The 22,632-nt window shown below is 70.6% G+C and carries 19 protein-coding genes; 13 read left to right on the plus strand and 6 right to left on the minus strand.

The window, feature by feature from the left end:
• Positions 1–17 precede the first annotated feature (17 nt).
• Positions 18–776: an MIP/aquaporin family protein gene (locus tag ABZ621_RS13135; RefSeq protein WP_360603744.1), complete on the minus strand. Its 759-nt coding sequence runs from the start codon at positions 774–776 to the stop codon at positions 18–20.
• A gap of 277 nt (positions 777–1,053) precedes the next feature.
• Positions 1,054–1,818, minus strand: coding sequence for an IclR family transcriptional regulator (locus ABZ621_RS13140; RefSeq protein WP_360603746.1), 765 nt, complete (start codon positions 1,816–1,818; stop codon positions 1,054–1,056).
• Positions 1,819–2,074: 256 nt separating this feature from the next.
• On the opposite strand from ABZ621_RS13140, the gene metH reads away from it, so the two are divergent.
• The 4 genes from metH to ABZ621_RS13160 all read left to right on the plus strand — a co-directional run bounded on the left by metH (position 2,075) and on the right by ABZ621_RS13160 (position 10,199).
• Complete coding sequence (gene metH, locus ABZ621_RS13145) at positions 2,075–5,584, plus strand: methionine synthase (protein ID WP_360603748.1); 3,510 nt, start codon at positions 2,075–2,077, stop codon at positions 5,582–5,584.
• 201 nt (positions 5,585–5,785) lie between these two features.
• A complete protein-coding gene (locus ABZ621_RS13150) occupies positions 5,786–6,484 on the plus strand; it encodes an HAD family phosphatase (protein WP_360603750.1) in 699 nt (232 codons plus the stop codon).
• A gap of 479 nt (positions 6,485–6,963) precedes the next feature.
• On the plus strand, positions 6,964–8,556 hold the full coding sequence (locus ABZ621_RS13155; protein ID WP_360603752.1) for an ABC transporter substrate-binding protein: 1,593 nt from the start codon (positions 6,964–6,966) through the stop codon (positions 8,554–8,556).
• A 68-nt stretch (positions 8,557–8,624) separates the two neighbouring features.
• Entirely contained in the window at positions 8,625–10,199 is a 1,575-nt protein-coding gene (locus ABZ621_RS13160) for an ABC transporter substrate-binding protein (protein WP_360603754.1), read from the plus strand.
• Between the two features lie 78 nt (positions 10,200–10,277).
• Here ABZ621_RS13160 and ABZ621_RS13165 read toward each other — a convergent pair whose 3' ends face one another.
• Both ABZ621_RS13165 and ABZ621_RS13170 read right to left on the minus strand, forming a co-directional pair.
• Positions 10,278–10,955, minus strand: coding sequence for a response regulator transcription factor (locus ABZ621_RS13165; RefSeq protein ID WP_360603756.1), 678 nt, complete (start codon positions 10,953–10,955; stop codon positions 10,278–10,280).
• A gap of 10 nt (positions 10,956–10,965) precedes the next feature.
• Positions 10,966–11,868: a RecB family exonuclease gene (locus tag ABZ621_RS13170; RefSeq protein WP_360603758.1), complete on the minus strand. Its 903-nt coding sequence runs from the start codon at positions 11,866–11,868 to the stop codon at positions 10,966–10,968.
• Positions 11,869–12,046: 178 nt separating this feature from the next.
• Between ABZ621_RS13170 and ABZ621_RS13175 the strand changes: the two genes are divergently transcribed.
• The 3 genes from ABZ621_RS13175 (at position 12,047) to ABZ621_RS13185 (ending at position 14,851) form a co-directional block, all read left to right on the plus strand.
• Entirely contained in the window at positions 12,047–13,180 is a 1,134-nt protein-coding gene (locus tag ABZ621_RS13175) for a site-2 protease family protein (protein ID WP_360604144.1), read from the plus strand.
• A 19-nt stretch (positions 13,181–13,199) separates the two neighbouring features.
• The gene (locus tag ABZ621_RS13180) at positions 13,200–14,087 is read left to right on the plus strand and encodes a tRNA (adenine-N1)-methyltransferase (protein ID WP_031013975.1); all 888 of its coding nucleotides are present in this window, start codon (positions 13,200–13,202) and stop codon (positions 14,085–14,087) included.
• 176 nt (positions 14,088–14,263) lie between these two features.
• Entirely contained in the window at positions 14,264–14,851 is a 588-nt protein-coding gene (locus ABZ621_RS13185; protein ID WP_360603760.1) for a hypothetical protein, read from the plus strand.
• A gap of 4 nt (positions 14,852–14,855) precedes the next feature.
• Here the strand turns inward: ABZ621_RS13185 and ABZ621_RS13190 are convergent, their stop codons facing one another.
• On the minus strand, positions 14,856–15,167 hold the full coding sequence (locus ABZ621_RS13190; protein WP_360603762.1) for a ferredoxin: 312 nt from the start codon (positions 15,165–15,167) through the stop codon (positions 14,856–14,858).
• A gap of 241 nt (positions 15,168–15,408) precedes the next feature.
• Between ABZ621_RS13190 and arc the strand changes: the two genes are divergently transcribed.
• The 6 genes from arc (at position 15,409) to prcA (ending at position 21,470) form a co-directional block, all read left to right on the plus strand.
• Entirely contained in the window at positions 15,409–17,175 is a 1,767-nt protein-coding gene (gene arc / locus ABZ621_RS13195) for a proteasome ATPase (RefSeq protein ID WP_360603764.1), read from the plus strand.
• 182 nt (positions 17,176–17,357) lie between these two features.
• On the plus strand, positions 17,358–18,869 hold the full coding sequence (gene dop, locus ABZ621_RS13200) for a depupylase/deamidase Dop (RefSeq protein ID WP_360603766.1): 1,512 nt from the start codon (positions 17,358–17,360) through the stop codon (positions 18,867–18,869).
• Positions 18,870–19,038: 169 nt separating this feature from the next.
• A complete protein-coding gene (locus tag ABZ621_RS13205; RefSeq protein ID WP_360603768.1) occupies positions 19,039–19,251 on the plus strand; it encodes a ubiquitin-like protein Pup in 213 nt (70 codons plus the stop codon).
• Between the two features lie 395 nt (positions 19,252–19,646).
• The gene (locus tag ABZ621_RS13210; RefSeq protein WP_360604146.1) at positions 19,647–19,880 is read left to right on the plus strand and encodes an endonuclease VII domain-containing protein; all 234 of its coding nucleotides are present in this window, start codon (positions 19,647–19,649) and stop codon (positions 19,878–19,880) included.
• Positions 19,832–20,671 (plus strand): proteasome subunit beta, encoded by an 840-nt coding sequence (prcB, locus tag ABZ621_RS13215; protein WP_360603770.1) that lies wholly within the window; start codon positions 19,832–19,834, stop codon positions 20,669–20,671. Before ABZ621_RS13210 ends, prcB begins: the two co-directional genes overlap by 49 nt.
• Positions 20,672–20,717: 46 nt before the next feature.
• Entirely contained in the window at positions 20,718–21,470 is a 753-nt protein-coding gene (gene prcA, locus ABZ621_RS13220) for a proteasome subunit alpha (protein WP_360603772.1), read from the plus strand.
• Positions 21,471–21,525: 55 nt separating this feature from the next.
• Here prcA and ABZ621_RS13225 read toward each other — a convergent pair whose 3' ends face one another.
• Positions 21,526–22,545 carry a LacI family DNA-binding transcriptional regulator gene (locus ABZ621_RS13225; protein ID WP_360604148.1) on the minus strand — a complete coding sequence of 340 codons (1,020 nt, stop codon included), beginning with the start codon at positions 22,543–22,545 and terminating at the stop codon, positions 21,526–21,528.
• Positions 22,546–22,632 lie beyond the last annotated feature (87 nt).

Consider the following 22,632-nt stretch of genomic DNA (forward strand, 5'->3'; position numbering starts at 1 on the left):
TGCTGTTCTCGTACGGATCAGACGAACGCGAGCTTGTAGATACCCGCTGCGAGGGCTCCACCGACCAGTGGGCCGACGACGGGGATCCAGGCGTAGCCCCAGTCGGAGCCGCCCTTGTTCGGCAGCGGCAGCAGCGCGTGCACGATGCGGGGGCCGAGGTCGCGCGCCGGGTTGATCGCGTACCCGGTCGGGCCGCCGAGCGAGAGGCCGATCGAGACCACGACGAAGGCGGTGATCAGGGCGCCGAGGACGCCGAGGCCCTTGCCGCTGTCGTTGAGGCCCTGGGTGAGCACGGCGAGGACGAGCACGACGGTGCCGATGATCTCGGTGGCGAGGTTCTGCCAGGTGTTCCGGATCTCGGGGCCGGTGGAGAAGATGCCGAGCACCGGGCCGGGGCCCTCGACCGGCTTCTCGCCGACCGTCTCCGGGTCGGTGAGGTGCGCCTGGAACTGGCCGTGGTAGGCGACCCAGACCAGGGCGGCGCCGATCATCGCGCCGAGGAACTGGCCGGCGAAGTAGACCGGCACGTTGCCCCACTCGCCGCTGTTGACGGCGATGCCGACCGTGACGGCGGGGTTCAGATGGGCTCCGGAGAGGGAAGCCGTCATGTAGACGGCGGTCATGACCGCGAAGCCCCACCCGAAGGTGATCGCCAGCCAGCCCGCGCCGCGGGCCTTGGAGCTCTTGAGCGTCACGGCGGCGCACACGCCGCCGCCGAGAAGAATGAGTACGGCGGTACCGATGGTCTCGCCGAGGAAGATGTCGGAGCTGGACACCCGCGACTCCTTTGTCCTTCGTCCAGGGGGATGGCGAACCCGGTTCGCCCCGGTGGTCCGCGCCCTCGTGTGAGGGCGTCCACGGCCCTTGGCACTGCCACACTCTAGCGCGTATTGCCGGTAGGTGTTCGACAATGCCGACCGATGAACGGAAGTTTTGCCCTGGGGTTAACAGTGCGTCAAGGGTCTGGGAAGCGAAAAACCCGCCGATAACGCGATCGTTACCGACGGGTTCACTTTCCGTGCGGACCGGCTCACCGGCCCCGCGGGCGCGGCCTCAGAAGCGGCCCGCCCCCAGGTCCCGGGAGACCGCCCGGGCACAGTCCCGCACCGCCGCCACCAGCTCCGGGCGCAGCTCCCCGGCCGGGCAGAGCCGCTCCACCGCCCCGGTCACCGCCACCGCGCCCACCGGCATCCGGCGCCGGTCGTGGATCGGCGCCGCCACCGAGGCCACGCCCTCCCAGGTCTCCTCCACGTCGGCGGCCCAGCCGCGCGCCCGGGTCATGTCGAGCAGCGACTCGAAGTCCTCCAGGCCCGTGACCGTACGCGGCGTGAACGGCTCCCGCGTCACCTCCACGGCCTCGCTGTGCGCCACCGGGTCGTACGCCGAGAGCACCTTGCCCAGGGCCGTGGAGTGCAGCGGCTGCATGGCGCCCACCTCCAGGACCTGCCGGCTGTCGTCCGGCCGGAAGACGTGGTGCACGATCAGCACCCCCTGCTGGTGCAGCACCCCCAGGTGCACGCTCTCCCCGCTGGACCGCGCCAGGTCGTCCGTCCACACCAGGGCCCGCGCCCGCAGCTCGTGCACGTCCAGATAGCTGTTGCCGAGCCGCAGCAGCTCCGCGCCCAGCTGGTAGCGGCCCGAGGGGGCGTCCTGCTCCACGAAGCCCTCTGCCTGGAGGGTGCGCAGGATGCCGTGGGCCGTGCCCTTGGCCAGTCCCAGCGAGGAAGCGATGTCGGACAGGCCGAGCCGGCGCTCGCCGCCCGCGAGCAGTCGCAGCATGGCCGCCGCCCGTTCAAGCGACTGGATGTTCTTCGCCATCGCCCGGCCCTTCTCCTCACCTGTGCCACACATGATGCTGTTCGACAATGCTGAACACTATCGGTCGATGCCGACCTTGCCTCGCACTTGACAGTGTCCTCGAAGAAGGGGCCCCACCGGGAGTCCTCGCACACAGGATGCCGTCCGCCCTGCGGGACGCCGTGTCCACCCCGGCCGATCCGCGGTTACGCTGACCCCGTGCACCCTGTGCCCAGGGTGCAAAGCCGACAGCCGTCGCAGCCCAGGGAGCCCCCTTATGGCCTCGTTGCCGACCCCTTCCGCCGACAGCCGGAGCCGCGTCACCGCGCTCCGCGAAGCACTCGCCAGCCGTGTCGTCGTCGCCGACGGCGCGATGGGGACGATGCTCCAGGCCCAGGAGCCGACCCTCGCGGACTTCGAGAACCTCGAAGGCTGCAACGAGATCCTCAGCCTCACCCGGCCGGACATCGTCGCCTCCGTCCACCGCGAGTACTTCGCGGCGGGTGTGGACTGCGTCGAGACGAACACCTTCGGTGCCAACCACGCGGCCCTGGGGGAGTACGACATCGCCCACCGCGTGCACGAGCTGTCCGTGGCCGGCGCGCGGGTGGCGCGCGAGGTCGCGGACGAGTTCACGGCCGCCGACGGCCGGCAGCGCTGGGTCCTGGGCTCCATCGGCCCGGGCACCAAGCTGCCGACCCTCGGACACGCCCCGTACACGGTGCTGCGTGACGCCTACCAGCAGAACGCCGAGGGTCTCGTCACCGGTGGCGCCGACGCGCTGATCGTGGAGACGACGCAGGACCTCCTCCAGACCAAGGCCTCCGTCATCGGCGCCCGCCGCGCCCTCGACGCCCTCGGCCACGACGTGCCGCTCATCGTCTCCGTCACCGTCGAGACCACCGGCACCATGCTGCTCGGCTCCGAGATCGGCGCCGCCCTCACGGCCCTGGAGCCGCTCGGCATCGACATGATCGGCCTGAACTGCGCCACCGGCCCGGCCGAGATGAGCGAGCACCTGCGCTACCTCGCCCGCCACTCCCGTATCCCGCTCTCGGTGATGCCCAACGCCGGCCTGCCCGTCCTCACCTCCGACGGTGCCCACTACCCGCTCTCCGCGGCCGAGCTGGCCGACGCGCAGGAGCAGTTCGTGCGCGACTACGGCCTCTCCCTCGTCGGCGGCTGCTGCGGTACGACCCCCGAGCACCTGCGCCAGGTCGTCGAGCGCGTCCGCGACCTCACGCCCGCCCCGCGCGACCCGCGCCCCGAGCCCGGTGCCGCCTCCCTCTACCAGACCGTGCCCTTCCGGCAGGACACCTCGTACCTCGCCATCGGCGAGCGGACGAACGCGAACGGGTCGAAGAAGTTCCGCGAGGCCATGCTCGACGGCCGGTGGGACGACTGCGTGGAGATGGCCCGGGACCAGATCCGCGAGGGCGCGCACATGCTCGACCTGTGCGTGGACTACGTCGGGCGTGACGGCGTCGCCGACATGGAGGAGCTGGCGGGCCGCTTCGCCACCGCCTCCACCCTGCCGATCGTGCTCGACTCCACCGAAGTGCCGGTGATCCGGGCGGGCCTGGAGAAGATCGGCGGCCGGGCGGTCATCAACTCCGTCAACTACGAGGACGGCGACGGCCCCGAGTCCCGCTTCGCGAAGGTCACGCGCCTCGCCCAGGAGCACGGCGCGGCGCTGATCGCCCTGACCATCGACGAGGAGGGCCAGGCCCGCACCGTCGAGAACAAGGTCGCCATCGCCGAGCGGATCATCGCCGACCTCACCGGCAACTGGGGCATCCACGAGTCGGACATCCTCATCGACACGCTGACCTTCACCATCTGCACCGGTCAGGAGGAGTCCCGCAAGGACGGCATCGCGACGATCGAGGCGATCCGCGAGCTGAAGCGGCGCCACCCGGACGTGCAGACCACGCTCGGTCTGTCGAACATCTCCTTCGGTCTCAACCCGGCCGCCCGCATCCTGCTGAACTCGGTCTTCCTCGACGAGTGCGTGAAGGCCGGCCTGGACTCGGCGATCGTGCACGCCTCGAAGATCCTGCCGATCGCCCGCTTCGACGAGGAGCAGGTCACCACCGCGCTCGACCTGATCTACGACCGGCGCGCCGAGGGCTACGACCCGCTCCAGAAGCTGATGGCCCTCTTCGAGGGCGCCACCGCCAAGTCCCTCAAGGCCGGCAAGGCCGAGGAGCTGGCCGCGCTGCCGCTGGAGGAGCGCCTCAAGCGGCGGATCATCGACGGCGAGAAGAACGGCCTGGAGGCCGACCTCGACGAGGCCCTGACCACCACCCCGGCCCTCGACATCGTCAACAACACGCTGCTCGACGGCATGAAGGTCGTCGGCGAGCTCTTCGGCTCCGGCCAGATGCAGCTGCCGTTCGTGCTCCAGTCCGCCGAGGTCATGAAGACCGCGGTGGCCCACCTGGAGCCGCACATGGAGAAGTCCGACGCCGACGGCAAGGGCACGATCGTGCTCGCCACCGTCCGCGGCGACGTCCACGACATCGGCAAGAACCTCGTCGACATCATCCTCTCCAACAACGGCTACAACGTCGTCAACATCGGCATCAAGCAGCCGGTCTCCGCGATCCTCGAAGCCGCCGAGGAACACAAGGCGGACGTCATCGGCATGTCCGGCCTCCTCGTGAAGTCCACCGTGATCATGAAGGAGAACCTGGAGGAGCTGAACCAGCGCGAGCTGGCCGCCAAGTACCCGGTGATCCTCGGCGGCGCCGCCCTGACCAGGGCGTACGTCGAGCAGGACCTCCACGAGATCTACCAGGGCGAGGTCCGCTACGCCCGCGACGCCTTCGAGGGCCTGCGCCTCATGGACGCCCTCGTCGCCGTCAAGCGCGGCGTCCCCGGAGCCGTACTCCCCGAGCTGAAGCAGCGCCGGGTCCCCAAGGGCACGGCCGCGCTCCAGGTCGACGAGCCCGAGCCCGGCGGCCGCTCCGACGTGGCCACCGACAACCCCGTCCCCACCCCGCCGTTCTGGGGCACGCGGGTCGTCAAGGGCATCCCGCTCAAGGACTACGCCTCCTGGCTCGACGAGGGCGCGCTCTTCAAGGGCCAGTGGGGCCTCAAGCAGAACCGGGCCGGCGACGGTCCGACGTACGAGGAGCTGGTGGAGACCGAGGGCCGGCCGCGGCTGCGCGGCTGGCTGGAGCGGCTGCACACCGAGAACCTCCTGGAGGCGGCCGTCGTCCACGGCTACTTCCCGTGCGTCTCCAAGGGCGACGACCTGATCATCCTCGACGAGGCCGGCCACGAGCGGACCCGCTTCACCTTCCCCCGCCAGCGCCGCGGCCGCCGCCTCTGCCTCGCGGACTTCTTCCGTCCCGAGGAGTCCGGCGAGACCGACGTCGTCGGCCTCCAGGTCGTCACCGTCGGCTCGAAGATCGGCGAGGCCACCGCCGAGCTCTTCGCCGCCGACTCCTACCGCGACTACCTGGAGCTGCACGGCCTCTCCGTGCAGCTGGCCGAGGCCCTCGCCGAGTACTGGCACGCGCGCGTGCGCGCCGAGCTCGGCTTCGGCGGCGAGGACCCGGCGGACGTCCAGGACATGTTCGACCTCAAGTACCGCGGCGCCCGCTTCTCCCTCGGCTACGGCGCCTGCCCCGACCTGGAGGACCGGGCGAAGATCGCCGACCTGCTCCGGCCGGAGCGGATCGGCGTGCACCTCTCCGAGGAGTTCCAGCTCCACCCGGAGCAGTCCACCGACGCCATCGTCCTCCACCACCCCGAGGCGAAGTACTTCAACGCCCGGTGACCGGTCGCTGACCGGCCGCCGACCGACCGCCGACGGTCGGCGGCCGGTCAGCCCATGGTGGGCCGTCGGCGGGTGCCGGGTGGTAAATCACGGCGCCGGCGGTGATCGCGACGTACACTTGTCGGTCCAGTGCAGGCCGGTCCTCCTCCCCGTACCGGGAGTGGGGGCCGGCCTTTCCGTCCCTCCATGGAGGTGTGCCGGATGACCAGTACGGTCCCCGCGTCCCTGTTCCGCGCCAACGGAAGCTCCGCCCTGCAGGCGGTCTTCCTCGACATGGACGGGACCCTCGTCGACACCGAGGGCTTCTGGTGGGACGCGGAGGTCGAGGTCTTCGCCGACCTCGGACACCGGCTCGACGAGGCCTGGAAGGACATCGTGGTCGGCGGCCCGATGACCCGCAGCGCCGGCTACCTGATCGACTCCACCGGCGCCGACATCACCCTCGACGAGCTGAGCGTGCTGCTCAACGAGAAGTTCGAGCAGCGCATCGAGCGCGGCGTCCCGCTCATGCCCGGCGCCGAGCGGCTCCTCGCCGAGCTGGCCCGGCACTCCATCCCCACCGCGCTCGTCTCCGCCTCCCACCGGCGGATCATCGACCGCGTCCTGGAGTCCCTCGGCCGCGACCGCTTCCACCTCACCGTCGCCGGCGACGAGGTCACCCGTACCAAGCCCCACCCGGAGCCCTACCTCACCGCCGCGCGGGGCGTCGGCGCCGACCCCGCCCTGTGCGCGGTCATCGAGGACACCGCGACCGGGGTCGCCGCCGCCGAGGCGGCCGGCTGCAGGGTCGTCGCCGTGCCCTCCGTCGCGCCGATCCCGGCCCTGCCCGGCCGGGTCGTGGTGCGCTCCCTGGAAGAGGTCGACGTGCCCTTCCTGCGTACCCTCGTCTCGGGAATCTGAGCTTTATCTGAGCTTTTCCCGCGCCACCCCGGGAGCCCCCAGGGCTTTCCCCCGGGGAATTGCTTCAGGCCATCCCTCGAATTGCGACCGCGTGACCTTGGTCACCCAGCGTGCTCGCCGAGGGGTGGCCTGAGGTCGTTCCGTGCCCGGAATGCGAACGTCCGCCGCCCCTTTGTGTCCCGTTTCGCTCACTCCCGTCCGCCTCGCGCACCGCATGGTTATCGAGGTTGACGCATTCATGATCACCCTGCGATTACTCCCCACCGGCCACCCCGTCCGGCCGCGGCACCGCCGCCCACTAATCTTTCGCGGAGTACTTCGCCGCAATCACCGCGTGCGCCGGCGCATACCCAAGTCGCCGAGAACACAGGACCGATCGCAACTTCCCGGCCCGATCGCTCCCGCCCCGACCGGGCGGCCGGCGGCGGAGTGTCGTCATGACCGCTGTACCCCAGGCCGGCTGAGGAGAACGTCCCTTGATGAACCGCAAGACCTTGGTGCTGCCGGCCGTGGCCGGACTGCTCGCCCCCCTCCTCGCCGCCTGCGGCACCGGGGAGGACGACAGAGCCATCGTCGTCGGAACCACCGACCAGTTCGTCGCCACCGAGGAGGCCCCCGCGCCCCTCGACCCGGCCTACGCCTACGACACCGGCGCCTGGAACATCCTCCGCCAGACCGTCCAGACCCTGGTCCACGTCCCCCGCGGCGGCGGCCGTCCCGTCCCCGAGGCCGCCGAGACCTGCGCCTTCACCGACACCGCCAGCGAGAGCTACCGCTGCGTCCTGCGCTCCGGCCTCACCTTCGCCGACGGCACCCCCGTCACCGCCGAGGACGTCAAGTACTCCATCGACCGGGTCCGGAACATCAAGTCCGACAACGGCGCCGCCGCCCTCCTGTCGACCGTCGACACCGTCGAGACCAAGGGTGACCGCGAGGTCGTCTTCCACCTCAACGCCCCCGACGCCACCTTCCCGTACAAGCTCTCCACCCCCGTCGCCGGCATCCTCAGCAAGGACAAGTACGCCGCCGACAAGCTCCGCGAGGGCTTCGTGGTGGACGGCTCGGGCCCGTACACCCTCAAGACCGAGCAGGACGGCGACCAGGCCACCCGCTTCGTCTTCTCCCGCAACCCCCGCTACAAGGGCGACATCACGGCCCGCAACGAGCGGGTCGAGCTCCGCGCCTTCGCCGACGCCGGCGCCATGGGCAAGGCCCTGGAGAGCAAGGACATCGACATGATGGCCCGCTCCCTCTCCCAGGAGCAGGTCCGCGACCTCACCGAGAGCCCCGCCGCCGGCATCCGCGTCTCCGAGGTCCCCGGCCTGGAGATCCGCTACCTCGGCTTCAACACCAAGGCCCCCGCCGTCGAGGAGAAGGCCGTCCGCCAGGCCATGGCCGCCGTCATCGACCGCGGCGCCCTCGTCAACCGCGTGTACGGCCCCACCGCCGAGCCGCTCTACTCGCTCATCCCCTCCAGCATCAGCGGCCACGCCACCCCCTTCTACGAGGAGTACGGCGAGGGCGACGCCGGCCGCGCCGCCGCCATCCTCCGCAAGGCCGGCGTGCGGACCCCGGTCAAGCTCACCCTCAACTACACCACCGACCACTACGGCGAGGAGACCGCCCAGGAGTTCGCGACGCTGAAGAACCAGCTCGTCGCGAGCGAGCTCTTCGACGTCACCGTCAAGGGCACCGCCTGGTCCGAGTTCCGCCCCGCCCAGCGCCGCGGCGACTACGCCGTCTACGGCCTCGGCTGGTTCCCCGACTACCCGGACCCGGACAACTACGTCGCGCCCTTCCTCGACAGCGACAACTTCCTCGGCACCCCGTACGTCAACAAGACCGTCCGCGACCGGCTCATCCCGCAGTCCCGCCGCGAGGCCGACCGCACCGCCGCGACCCCCGTCTACCACCGGATCCAGAAGATCGTCGCCCAGGACGTGCCCGTCCTGCCGCTCTGGCAGGGCAAGCAGTACGTCGCCGCCCGCGACGACATCAACGGTGTCGAGTACGCCCTCAACACCTCTTCGGACCTGCTCCTGTGGGAGCTGAGCCGCGGCACCACCGCCTGACCCCTTCGTTGTACCGGCCGCGCAGCCACGCGCGGCCGGCCTGGCAAGAGATCACGAGGCAAGTTTCTGTGAAGACGCACCACAAGTGGCTGACCGCCCCGCTCGCCGCGGGCCTCTCCGCCGCCCTCCTCGGCGGCTGCGGCACCGAGCAGGGCACGGGCTCCGGCGCGGCCGGCGGCATCCGGGTCGGCATGTCCGACGAGATCCTGGCGACCGACCCCGCGGCCGGCTACGACCCGGGCTCCTGGCTGCTGTTCAACAACGTCTTCCAGTCCCTCCTCGCCTTCCCCAAGGGCGGCTCCGTGCCCGAGCCCGAGGCCGCCGACAAGTGCGGCTTCGGCGAGGGCAGCACCGTCTACACCTGCACGCTGCGCCCCGGCCTGAAGTTCTCCAACGGCAACCCGCTCACCTCCGAGGACGTCAAGTTCTCCTTCGAGCGCGCCCTGAAGATCGCCGACCCCTCCGGCCCGGCGCCGCTGCTCTCCACCATCGACACCATCGAGACCCCCGACGAGCGGACCGTCGTCTTCCGCCTCAAGGTCCCGGACGCCACCTTCCCCAGCAAGATCGCCTCCGGCGCCGGCTCCATCGTCGACCACCGCGAGTACCCCGCCGACGCGCTCCGCGGCGACGGCAAGGCCGTCGGCTCCGGCCCGTACAAGCTGGACTCCTTCGGCGACACCGAGGCCGTCTTCTCCGCCAACACCGGCTACCAGGGCACCGCCGAGCGCCGCAACGACAAGATCACCCTCAAGCTGTACCAGGGCGACCGCACCGCCCTCGCCAAGGCCTTCACCGACGGCGACGTCGACATCGCCTACCGAGGCCTCTCCGCCGCCGACATCTCCGCCCTGGAGAACGCCGGCGGCGACCACGACGTCCAGGTCGTCCAGGGCGGCAGCGCCGAGGTCCAGCACCTCGTCTTCAACATGCAGGACCCCGTCGCCGGCAAGCTCGCCGTCCGCAAGGCGATAGCCCACCTCGTCGACCGCGACGCCCTCGTCGAGGACGTCTACAAGTCGACCGCCACCCCGCTCTACTCGATCGTCCCGGCCGGCATCAACGGCCACAACACCGCCTTCTTCGACACCTACGGCGCCCCCGACCAGGCCAAGGCGAAGCAGGTGCTGCGCGCCGCGGGCATCAAGGACAAGATCGCCCTGACCCTCTGGTCGACCCCCAGCCGCTACGGCCCCTCCACCGACGCCGAGCTCAAGGCCATCGCCGCCCAGCTCAACGCCAGCGGCCTCTTCACCGCCGACGTCAAGTCCGTCCCCTTCGAGCAGTACGAGAAGGACATCGCCGACGGCAAGTACGGCGTCTACGTCAAGGGCTGGGTCCCCGACTACCCCGACGCCGACAACTTCACGTCCCCCTTCTTCGGCGAGGGCAACGTCCTCGGCAACCACTACGAGAACAAGGCCATCACCGGCACCCACCTGCCGAAGACCGCCGCCACCGCCGACCGCTCCGCCACCGACAAGGAGTACGGCGCCATCCAGGACGCCGTCGCCGAGCAGCTCCCGCTCCTCCCGCTCTGGCAGGGCAAGCAGTACGCCGTCACCCGCGACGGCGTCACCGGCCTCGAATGGACCCTCGACGCCTCGACCGTCTTCCGCTTCTGGGAGCTCCGCAAGAGCTGACCCCGGTCCGGAACACGGCGAAGGGCCCGGCGCGCACCCGCGCGCCGGGCCCTTCCCCGTACCGCCGTCGTACCCGGCCTACTGGCCGTTGGCCCCCGGCCGGACCAGACCGCTCTCGTACGCGTACACCGCCGCCTGCACACGGTCGCGCAGGCCCAGCTTGGTCAGCACATGGCCCACGTGCGTCTTCACCGTCGTCTCGCTGACGAACAGGTCCGCCGCGATCTCCGCGTTCGACAGCCCCTTGGCGACCAGCTTCAGGACCTCCACCTCACGGTCGGTCAGCGTGCCCAGCGTGTCCGGCACCCGCTCCTCGCCCGTCGGCAGATGCGCCGAGTACTTGTCGAGGAGCCGGCGCGTGATCGACGGGGCCAGCATCGCCTCGCCCGCCGCCACCACCCGGATCGCCTGCACCAGCTCGTTCGCCGGGGCGTCCTTGAGCAGGAAGCCGCTCGCGCCCGCGCGCAGCGCCTCCACCACGTACTCGTCCAGGTCGAAGGTGGTCAGCACCAGGACCTTCGCCGGCCCGTCCCGGCCGGGCCCGGTGATCTGCCGGGTCGCCTCCACCCCGTCCATCCGCGGCATCCGGATGTCCATCAGCACCACGTCGGGCTGCAGCGCCCGCACCTGGTCCAGCGCCTGCAGACCGTCACCGGCCTCGCCCACCACCGCCAGGTCCTGCTCCGCCTCCAGAATCATCCGGAAGCCGGTGCGCAGCAGCGGCTGGTCGTCGACCAACAGGACGCGAATCGTCACAGGGGCTCCTTCACGAGGCGGGCCGGTCCCCGCCCATTCTGCCCTGCACCGATTCGCCCGACTCCGCCGGGCGCGCGGAAACGATCTCCAGCGGGTACACCGGGGGAGTCCCCCCGAACTCCGGGCACACCGCCCGGTGGTCGCACCAGCCGCACAGCTTCGTCGGCCGCGGCCGCCAGTCGCCCGTCTCCGTCGCCGTCCGGATCGCGTCCCACAGCGCGTGCAGCTTCCGCTCCACCCGCCGCAGGTCCGCCTCCACCGGGTCGTACGTCAGCACGTCCCCGCTCCCCAGGTACACCAGCTGCAGACGGCGCGGGATCACGCCCTTCAGCCGCCACACCACCAGCGCGTAGAACGTCATCTGGAACAGCGCGCCCTCGCTGTACTCCGGCCGCGGCGCCTTGCCCGTCTTGTAGTCGACGATCCGCACCTCGCCCGTCGGCGCCACGTCCACCCGGTCGATCACCCCGCGAAGCCGCAGCCCCGACTCCAGCTCCGTCTCCACGAACAGCTCGCGCTCGGCCGGCTCCAGACGCGCCGGATCCTCCAGCGTGAACCACCGCTCCACCAGCGCCTCGGCCTCCGCCAGCCACTGCCCGAGCCGCTCGCCCGCCGGATCGTCCGCGAACAGCTCGCCCAGCTCCGGCTTCGACTCCAGGAGCCGGTCCCATTGCCCCGGCACCATCGCCTTCGCCCGCGGCACCGTCCGCTCCGCCGCCGGATCGTCGAAGAGCCGCTCCAGGACCGCGTGCACCAGCGTCCCGCGCGTCGCCGCCGCGCTCGGCTTCTCCGGCAGCCGGTCGATCACCCGGAACCGGTACAACAGGGGACACTGCATGAAGTCGCTCGCCCGCGAGGGCGACAGCGACATGGGCGCCCGGGGCCCCTCCGGGAGCCGCTCGCTCGTACTCATGACACAGACCCTACGACCCGCCACCGACAGCGAGCCGCATACCATCGACGCATGACCCGTCGCGCTGCATGATCGACCCGTGACGCGGCGGCGCGGTCACACCCGGCGACGAGAGGAACCCGTGAACCAGGACGAGCCCAAGCCGCAGCGGACCGAGGAACCCGGCGGCGGGATCCTGATGGGCCGCCCCTTCGGCGTGCCCGTCTACGTCGCGCCCAGCTGGTTCCTCGTCGCCGCCCTCATCACCTGGGTCTTCGGCGACCAGATCGAACGGGTCCTGCCCGAACTCGGCGCCGCGCGCTACCTCGTCTCCCTCTTCTTCGCCGTCGCCTTCTACGCCTCCGTCCTCGTCCACGAGCTCGCCCACACCATCGCCGCCCTCCGCTTCAAGCTCCCGGTGCGACGCATCCAGCTCCAGTTCTTCGGCGGCGTCTCCGAGATCGAGAAGGAGTCCGAGACCCCCGGCCGCGAATTCGTCCTCGCCTTCGTCGGCCCCCTCCTCTCCCTCGTCCTCGCCGGCGTCTTCTACCTCGCCATGTACGCCGTCGACCCCGGCACCGTGCCCGGCGTCCTCCTCGCCGGCCTGATGATCTCCAACCTCATCGTGGCGATCTTCAACCTCCTGCCCGGCCTGCCCCTCGACGGCGGCCGGATGCTCCGCGCGGTCGTCTGGAAGCTCACCGGCAAGCCCATGACCGGCACCATCGCCGCCGCCTGGGTCGGCCGCGCCCTCGCCGTCACCGTCCTCATCGGCCTCCCCCTCCTCACCCGCACCGGCTGGCTCGGCAACTCCACCGCCGACATCGACGGCTTCACCACCGTCACCGACGCCCTCCTCGCCGCCATCCTCGCCGCCATCATCTGGACCGGCGCCGGCAACAGCCTCCGCATGGCCCGGCTGCGCGAACACCTCCCCGAACTCCGCGCCCGCGCCCTCACCCGCCGCGCCATCCCCGTCGAACCCGACACCCCCCTCTCCGAGGCCCTCCGCCGCGCCAACGAGGCCGGCGCCCGCGCCCTCGTCGTCGTCGACCCCACCGGCGACCCCACCGGCATCGTCCGCGAGGCCGCCATCGCCGCCGTCCCCCAGCACCGCCGCCCCTGGGTCGCCGTCACCACCCTCGCCCAGGACCTCAACGACGGCATGCGGGTCCCCGCCGAGCTCACCGGCCAGCCCCTCCTCGACCACCTCCGCGCCACCCCCGCCACCGAATACCTCGTCGTCGAGGAGACCGGCGAGATCTACGGAGTCCTCGCCACCACCGACGTCGAGCGGGCCTTCGTGAAGGCCATGGCACGACCGTCCTCCTAGGCCCGGTACTCTTGTTCCCATGTCCGAACCGACCGGTGCCGCCCGCCGACGCGGGCCCTTCAAGGTCGGGGACCAGGTTCAGCTGACCGACCCCAAGGGCCGCCACTACACGTTCACGCTCGAAGAGGGAAAGAACTTCCACACCCACAAGGGTTCCTTCCCGCACGACGAGCTGATCGGCGCTCCCGAGGGCAGCGTTGTCCGCACCACCGGAAACGTCGCCTACCTCGCGCTGCGCCCCCTGCTCCCCGACTACGTCCTGTCCATGCCCCGCGGCGCCGCCGTGGTCTACCCGAAGGACGCGGGACAGATCCTCGCCTTCGCCGACATCTTCCCCGGCGCGCGCGTCGTGGAGGCCGGCGTGGGTTCCGGCTCGCTCAGCAGCTTCCTGCTCCGCGCCATCGGCGACAGCGGAATGCTGCACTCCTACGAGCGCCGCGAGGACTTCGCCGAGATCGCGAAGGGCAACGTCGAGCGCTACTTCGGCGGCCCCCACCCGGCCTGGCAGCTGACCGTCGGCGACCTCCAGGACAACCTGACCGACACCGACGTCGACCGGGTCATCCTCGACATGCTCGCCCCCTGGGAGTGCCTGGAGGCCGTCTCCAAGAGCCTCGTCCCGGGCGGCATCCTCTGCTGCTACGTGGCCACCACCACCCAGCTCGCCCGCACCGTGGAGTCCATCCGCGAGATCGGCTGCTACGCCGAGCCGCAGCCCTGGGAATCCATGATCCGCAACTGGCACGTCGAGGGCCTCGCCGTCCGCCCCGATCACCGCATGATCGGCCACACCGGCTTCCTCGTCACCGCCCGCCGCCTCGCGGACGGCGTCGAGCCCCCGATGCGCCGCCGCCGCCCCGCCAAGGGCGCCTACGGCGAGGACTACGACGGCCCCAACAAGGGCTGACACTCCGACAGGATCCCGGCGACGCCGCCGTCCGTTCACCCCGCTCCGCGGGGAACCGGGCGGCGGCGTCGCCGCGTTCGGCACCACGCTTCCCACCCCCGGCTGTTCCGCCGCCCTGTGACGTGTGGCACGATGCCCGCAACCCCTCGGCACGACCCTCACAGGAGACGTCTCGCGTGCAGCCCTCCGCCGCCCCGGACCCCGTGGACCTCGCTCACACCCACGCCCGGCCGCTGCACTGGCTGGCCACCGCCACCGCGACCGCCGCGGTCGTCGCCCTCGCCGGCGCCCTGACCCCCCGCGCCGCCGAAGCCGGCCCGGCCGTCCAGAAGGCCCCCGCGGCCGCCGGACCGGCCGCCGCGCCCGACCCCGCCACGGCCGCCTACCCCCTTCGGTGCGGGGGAGTGGACCACCGCGTCGCCCGCAGCGTCACCGGCGACCTGGACGGCGACAAGAACCCCGAGACCGTTGCGGTCGTACACTGCGAAGCCGGATCCGGAACCCCGCCCTCCGGGCTCTACGTCCTCACCCCCGGCCGCGGCGACGGCGCCCCCGCGCGCGTGGTGGCCACCCTCGTCGACCCGCGCGAGCAGCGCAGCGTCACCGGCCTCGCGATCCGCGACGGAGCCGTCCGCGCCACCCTGCTCGGCTACTCGTCCCTTGACGTCCCCAGCTGCTGCCCCGACGAGAAGGAGCAGGTCAGCTGGGAGTGGAGCGGCGGCGCCTTCGTCCGCACCGCGGGCGCGGAGGCCTTCGGCGCCTGACGCGTCACTCCGCGTCGGGGCCGTACACCTCGACGCGGTCCCGGACCCGCCGGACGTGGATGCAGTCGCCCGGGCACTCCTTCGCCGAGTCCACCACGTCCTGCAGCAGCGGCAGCGGCACCGGCGTCGTCGCCCCCGCCTCCTGCAGCAGCTCGTCGTCGGCGCTCTTCACATACGCGAGCCCGTCGATGTCCAGCTCGAAGACCTCGGGAGCGTACTGCGCGCAGATCCCGTCCCCCGTGCACAGGTCCTGGTCGATCCAGACCTCCAGGGCCTCCTCGGCCCCGTCGGCCGGCGCCTCGTTCTGCACGCTCATCTCTTCTGCCGTTTCTGCTCCGCGCGGACAATTGAGGCCGCGACCCGCGGGTGTTGACCCCTCATGACGATACAACTGCCCGCTTTCAGAGCCCGAAGGGTGGGTATTCAGCTGGCGAGAGGGGAAGCGCAAGGGTGAAGATCGGACACGCCCCGGAGTCTTTTTGATCTAGGGGTTTCAATCATCACCCACGCAGGTAGGGTCAGGATGCGTCCAGCTCCCCTTGGAGGAGGTGAGGACCGTGGCAGCCCACGACGACGACATCAACCGCGGCATCCGGCCGGGGCGGGGGTCTGAAGACCCTGCCGGCCAGGTTGCCTATCTCGAGCAGGAAATCGCCGTCCTGCGCCGCAAGCTCGCCGACTCTCCGCGACACACGAGGATTCTCGAAGAGCGGATCGTCGAGCTGCAGACGAGCCTGGCCGGCGTGTCCGCGCAGAACGAAAGGCTGGCGAACACGCTCCGTGAGGCACGCGACCAGATCGTGGCCCTCAAGGAGGAGGTCGACCGGCTCGCACAGCCGCCGGCCGGATTCGGTGTCTTCCTTCAGGCCAATGAGGACGGCACGTGCGACATCTTCACCGGGGGCCGCAAGCTCCGGGTGAACGTGAGTCCCAGCGTCGAGCTCGACGAGCTCCGGCGCGGCCAGGAAGTCATGCTCAACGAAGCGCTCAACGTGGTCGAGGCCATGGAGTTCGAGCGCGCCGGGGAGATCGTCACCCTCAAGGAGATCCTGGAGGACGGCGAGCGCGCCCTGGTGGTGGGGCACACCGACGAGGAGAGGGTGGTGCGGCTCGCCGAGCCGCTCCTGGACATCACCATCCGCTCCGGCGACGCCCTGCTCTTCGACTCCCGGTCCGGGTACGTCTACGAGGTCGTGCCCAAGAGCGAGGTCGAGGAACTCGTCCTCGAAGAGGTCCCGGACGTCGACTACGACAAGATCGGCGGTCTGGGCAACCAGATCGAACTGATCCGCGACGCGGTCGAGCTCCCGTACCTCTACCCCGACCTGTTCAAGGAGCACGAACTGCGGCCACCCAAGGGCATCCTGCTCTACGGGCCGCCCGGCTGCGGCAAGACGCTCATCGCCAAGGCCGTCGCCAACTCCCTGGCCAAGAAGGTCGCCGAGGTCACCGGCCAGCCCGCGGGGAAGTCCTACTTCCTCAACATCAAGGGCCCCGAACTCCTCAACAAGTACGTCGGCGAGACCGAGCGGCACATCCGCCTGGTCTTCCAGCGGGCCCGCGAGAAGGCCAGCGAAGGCACCCCCGTCATCGTCTTCTTCGACGAGATGGAGTCGCTCTTCCGCACCCGCGGATCCGGCGTCAGCTCGGACGTGGAGAACACCATCGTCCCCCAGCTGCTCGCCGAGATCGACGGCGTCGAGGGCCTGGAGAACGTGATCGTCATCGGCGCCTCCAACCGCGAGGACATGATCGACCCCGCGATCCTGAGGCCCGGCCGGCTCGACGTGAAGATCAAGATCGAGCGTCCGGACGCCGAGGCCGCGAAGGACATCTTCGCGAAGTACCTCACCGCCAACCTTCCGCTCCACACGGACGACGTCTCCGAGCACAGCGGCTCCAAGGCCGCCGCCGCCCACGGAATGATCCAGTCCGTCGTCGAGCAGATGTACGCCGAATCCGAGGAGAACCGCTTCCTCGAAGTCACGTACGCCAACGGTGACAAGGAAGTCCTGTACTTCAAGGACTTCAACTCCGGCGCGATGATCCAGAACATCGTCGACCGGGCCAAGAAGATGGCCATCAAGGCATTCCTCGACCACAACCAGAAGGGCATCCGCGTCTCCCACCTCCTCCAGGCCTGCGTGGACGAGTTCAAGGAGAACGAGGACCTGCCCAACACCACCAACCCCGACGACTGGGCCCGCATCTCCGGAAAGAAGGGCGAGCGGATCGTCTTCATCCGCACCCTCGTCACCGGAAAGCAGGGCGCGGACACCGGACGCTCCATCGACACGGTGGCCAACACCGGTCAGTACCTGTAAAAACGCACACCGGCTGCGGATGTCCGGAAACCGGGCATCCGCAGCCGTCGCATTCTCACCGGAAAAACTCCCGGCCACATCCGGGAAATACCGCAAGTGATCTCCCCACCAGCGCGGAGCCGCTCTAGGCTCTTCGGTACCGCCGAGTCGCGCACTGAGCGCCGCCGGGCAAGGAGGGCCGCATGACCGTACGGCGAGTAATGGGCATCGAGACGGAGTACGGGATCTCCGTCCCCGGACACCCGAACGCCAATGCCATGCTCACCTCGTCCCAGATCGTCAACGCCTACGCCGCGGCGATGCACCGGGCGCGCCGCGCCCGCTGGGACTTCGAGGAGGAGAACCCGCTGCGGGACGCCCGCGGCTTCGACCTCGCCCGCGAGGTCGCCGACTCCAGCCAGCTCACCGACGAGGACATCGGGCTCGCCAACGTGATCCTCACCAACGGCGCCCGGCTCTACGTGGACCACGCCCACCCCGAGTACAGCGCCCCCGAGGTCACCAACCCGCGCGACGCCGTCCTCTGGGACAAGGCCGGCGAGCGGATCATGGCCGAGGCGGCCGAGCGCGCCGCCCAGCTCCCCGGCGCCCAGCCCATCCACCTCTACAAGAACAACACCGACAACAAGGGCGCCTCCTACGGCACGCACGAGAACTACCTGATGAAGCGGGAGACCCCCTTCTCGGACATCGTGCGCCACCTGACGCCCTTCTTCGTCTCCCGCCAGGTCGTCACCGGCGCCGGCCGCGTCGGCCTGGGGCAGGACGGCCGCGAGGACGGCTTCCAGATCAGCCAGCGCGCCGACTACTTCGAGGTCGAGGTCGGCCTGGAGACCACCCTCAAGCGCCCCATCATCAACACCCGCGACGAACCGCACGCCGACGCGGAGAAGTACCGCCGGCTGCACGTGATCATCGGGGACGCCAACCTCTCCGAGATCTCCACCTACCTCAAGCTCGGCACCACGGCGCTCGTCCTCTCCATGATCGAGGACGGCTTCATCACCGTCGACCTCGCCGTCGACCAGCCCGTCCGCACCCTCCACCACGTCTCGCACGACCCCTCGCTCCAGTACCTCGTCACGCTGCGCAGCGGCCGGACACTCACCGCGGTGCAGCTCCAGATGGAGTACTTCGAGCTGGCCAGGAAGTACGTGGACGAGCGGTACGGCGCGGACGCCGACGAGCAGACCAAGGACGTCCTGACGCGGTGGGAGGACACCCTCAACCGCCTGGAGAACGACCCGATGAGCCTGGCCGGCGAGCTGGACTGGATCGCCAAGCGGGAGCTCATGGAGGGCTACCGGCGCCGTGACGGCCTGGACTGGGACGCGCCCCGGCTGCACCTGGTGGACCTCCAGTACGCGGACGTGCGGCCCGACAAGGGGCTGTACAACCGTCTGGTGGCCCGCGGGCGCATGAAGCGGCTCCTGGACGAGGCCGAGGTGGAGCGGGCCGAGACGGCGCCGCCGGAGGACACCAGGGCCTACTTCCGGGGCCGCTGCCTGGAGCAGTACGCGGACGACGTGGCCGCCGCCTCCTGGGACTCGGTGATCTTCGACCTGCCGGGCCGCGACTCGCTCCAGCGCGTCCCGACCCTGGAGCCGCTGCGCGGCACCAAGGCCCACGTGGCGGCCCTCCTGGACCGCTGCCGCACGGCGGAGGAACTCGTGAGGGTCCTCTCCGGCAGCTGATTCGAGACCGGAAAAAGGGCCTGAAATACCCGGGCCCTGGGAATCATGGAAGCAGTGCACGGGCGTTGCGGAAATGCGGGGGCCGATGTCGGTCCCGGCTTGTAGGGTCTGATCTTGCAGGACCCCAGCAGCACAAGTCCGAGCGATCCGATTCGAGCGGGGTGAGGATATGGCGGCCAAGGACACCGGCGGCGGACAGCAGAAGGCCACGCGTTCCACGGAGGAGGTCGAGGAGACCACCACGGAGGCGAGCTCCGACCTCCAGGAACGCCAGGAGAAGCTGAGCGAGGACGTGGACTCGGTCCTCGACGAGATCGACGACGTGCTAGAGGAGAACGCGGAGGAGTTCGTGCGCTCCTTCGTTCAGAAGGGTGGCGAGTAGACTCACCTTCGATTCAAAGGTGAGTCTCGCGCCGGGGGGCTTGATCGGTGGAATCCAAGCAGTGTCCGCGGTGTCGGGAAGTGAAGCCGCGTGAGGCATTCGCCTCGAATAAGGCCATGCGGGACGGCCTGCAGTGCTACTGCAGGCCGTGCGCGGCCGAGTATCACCAGCAGCGGCAGCTGGCTCGCGGCAAGAACGTCCGCCCTCGGGTGGACGTGCCGGCGGGGCACAAGTACTGCCGTAAGCGCCGGCAGACCAAGCCCCACTCGGAGTGGGACCGTAATCGGCGGGCATCCGATGGTCTCTCGACGCGCTGCAAGCTGTGCCGAGCGGTAGAGGGGCGCGCGAGTCATCTCAAGCGCAAATACGGCATCACCGAAGCCCAGCGTGACCAGATGATCGTCGACCAGGGTGGTGTCTGCGTGATCTGCCAGGAGGGTCCGGCGGAGCACGTGGATCACGATCATCGGACGGGTAAGGTCCGAGGCGTACTGTGCTTCAGCTGCAACGCGGCTCTGGGGCAACTCAAGGATCGGCCAGACGTCATCAGGCGTGCAGCCGCATACGTGGAAGGAAACCTGTGGAACCCAACACTCGTAGCACAGGGCGTCTACCGGCAGCCTTCCTGACGCCGGGGTCCTCGTCCTTCATCGACTTCCTCGGTGACCACTCGCCGGAGCTGCTGCCGGGCAACCGGAAGCTGCCGGAGGGGATCGTCGAGGCTCCGCACGGCACGACCATCGTGGCCGCGACGTTCCCGGGGGGCGTCGTGCTCGCGGGTGACCGGCGGGCCACCATGGGCAACATGATCGCGCAGCGGGACATCGAGAAGGTGTTCCCGGCGGACGAGTACTCCGCGGTCGGCATCGCCGGCACCGCCGGTCTCGCCGTCGAGATGGTGAAGCTCTTCCAGCTGGAGCTGGAGCACTTCGAGAAGGTGGAGGGCGCCACGCTCTCCCTGGAGGGCAAGGCGAACCGTCTCTCCACCATGATCCGCAGCAACCTCGGCATGGCCATGCAGGGCCTCGCCGTCGTGCCGCTCTTCGCCGGCTGGGACGAGGGCCGGGAGAAGGGCCGGATCTTCTCGTACGACGTGACCGGCGGCCGCTCCGAGGAGCACGGCTTCGCCGCCACAGGCTCGGGCTCGATCTTCGCCCGCGGTTCGATGAAGAAGCTGTACCGCGAGGACCTGACCGAGCAGCAGGCGACCACACTGGTCGTACAGGCGCTGTACGACGCGGCGGACGACGACTCGGCGACCGGTGGCCCGGACCTGGCCCGCCGGATTTTCCCGATCGTCACCGTCATCACCGACGAGGGCTTCCGCAGGCTCACCGAGGCGGAATCCTCCGAGCTGGCCCGTTCGGTCACCGAGCGGCGTCTGGAGCAGCCGGACGGACCGCGCGCCGCCCTGCTCTGATCCGTACGTCGCCCCCTCACAGCCCAGAAGAAAGGGACGAGCGCCGGTGTCGACACCGTTCTACGTCTCCCCCCAGCAGGCCATGGCCGACCGCGCGGAGTACGCCCGCAAGGGCATCGCGCGCGGCCGCAGCCTCGTGGTCCTCCAGTACGCCGACGGCATCGTCTTCGTCGGCGAGAACCCGTCCCGTGCCCTGCACAAGTTCAGCGAGATCTACGACCGGATCGGTTTCGCGGCCGCCGGCAAGTACAACGAGTACGAGAACCTCCGCATCGGCGGCGTCCGCTACGCCGACCTGCGCGGCTACACCTACGACCGGGACGACGTCACCGCGCGCGGCCTGGCCAACGTCTACGCGCAGACGCTGGGCACGATCTTCTCCAGCGCCGGCGAGAAGCCGTACGAGGTGGAGCTGGTCGTCGCCGAGGTCGGCTCGGAGCCGGCCGGGGACCAGATCTACCGGCTGCCGCACGACGGCTCCATCGTGGACGAGCACGGCTCGGTCGCGGTGGGCGGGAACGCGGAGCAGATCAGCTCCTTCCTGGACCAGCGCCACCGTGACGGGATGTCGCTCGCGGAGGCCCTGAAGCTCGCGGTGCAGGCGCTCTCCCGGGACACCAACGGCACCGAGCGGGAGATCCCCGCCGAGCGCCTGGAGGTGGCGGTCCTGGACCGCACGCGTCCGCAGCAGCGGAAGTTCAAGCGGATCGTCGGCCGCCAGCTGTCGCGTCTCCTGGAGGCGGACAACGCGGCGGCGGCGAAGACGGACGAGCCCTCGGACGAGGCGCCCGAGGAGTAGACGCGCCCGTGAGGGGCCCGGTCCACCAGGACCGGGCCCTTCCGCGTTCCGGGGCTCAGACGGCCGGTGCGGGGCCCGTGGAGGCGCGCGGGACCAGGTGGGCGGGCAGGACGTCCGAGCGGGCGGGTTCGCCCGCCAGGACGGCGAGCAGCGCCTCCATGCCGCGGCGGCCGAACTCCTCCGCGGGCAGCCGGACCGTGGTGAGCTCCGGCTCGACCGCCGTCGCGAGCGCCATGTCGTCGAAGCCGGTGACGGAGAGGTCCTCGGGCACCCGCAGGCCGAGCCGCCGGGCGGCCTTGCAGACCCCGGCGGCGAGGATGTCGTCGTCGCAGACCACCGCCGTGGGGCGCGGTCCGGGCGCGGCGAGGGCCGCGCCCGCGGCCTCCCGCGCTGCGGCGACGGTGAGCGGGGACCGTACGGTGCGCACCTCGGCCCCGCGCAGGGCCTCGCCGAGCGCGGCGGCCCGGACGTCGAAGGTCCAGGAGGGCGCGGCGGAGGCCAGGTGCAGGAAGCGGCGGTGGCCGAGGGCGAGCAGGTGGGCGGTGACGAGCCGCATGCCCTCGGCGACGTCGAGGTTGACGTGGGCGGCGGCGCCGGGGTCCGCCGGGTCGCTGTCGAGCATGACGAGCGGCAGTTCGCTGCCGCGGAAGGCCTCCAGGGCGGCGGTGGCCATCGAGGAGGCCAGCACGCCGTCCAGGGAGGCCTGGGCGGAGGCGAAGGGGTCGCGGGCGGGGCCGACGCCGTCGGGGGAGGGGTAGAGCACGACGCCGAAGCCGTGGTCGGCGGCGACGGCCGCCGCTCCGGTGTACACGTGGGCGAAGAACTCGTTGGTGAGGGCGGGGACGACGAGCAGGGCGGTGCGGGTGCGGCCGAGGCGGAGGTTGCGGGCCGCGAGGTTGGGGCGGTAGCCGAGCTCGCGGGCGGCTTCCCGGACGGTGCCGGCGGTGCGCTCGGAGACGCGGCCGCGCCACTTCTCGCCGAGGACGAGGGAGACGGTGGCCTGTGAGACGCCCGCCACCCGGGCCACGTCCTTGCTGGTCGGACGGGTGGCACCCAGGGGTTCGGGGGTCTGCACGGGGCCTCCGGGGCGGACGCTGTCGGTGGGGCGCTGGTCGGTGGGGCGGGGCGCGGGGTGGACCCGCGTCACGCCGCCATGGTACGT

Source organism: Streptomyces sp. NPDC007863, assembly GCF_040633895.1.
Classification (GTDB): Bacteria; Actinomycetota; Actinomycetes; order Streptomycetales; family Streptomycetaceae; genus Streptomyces.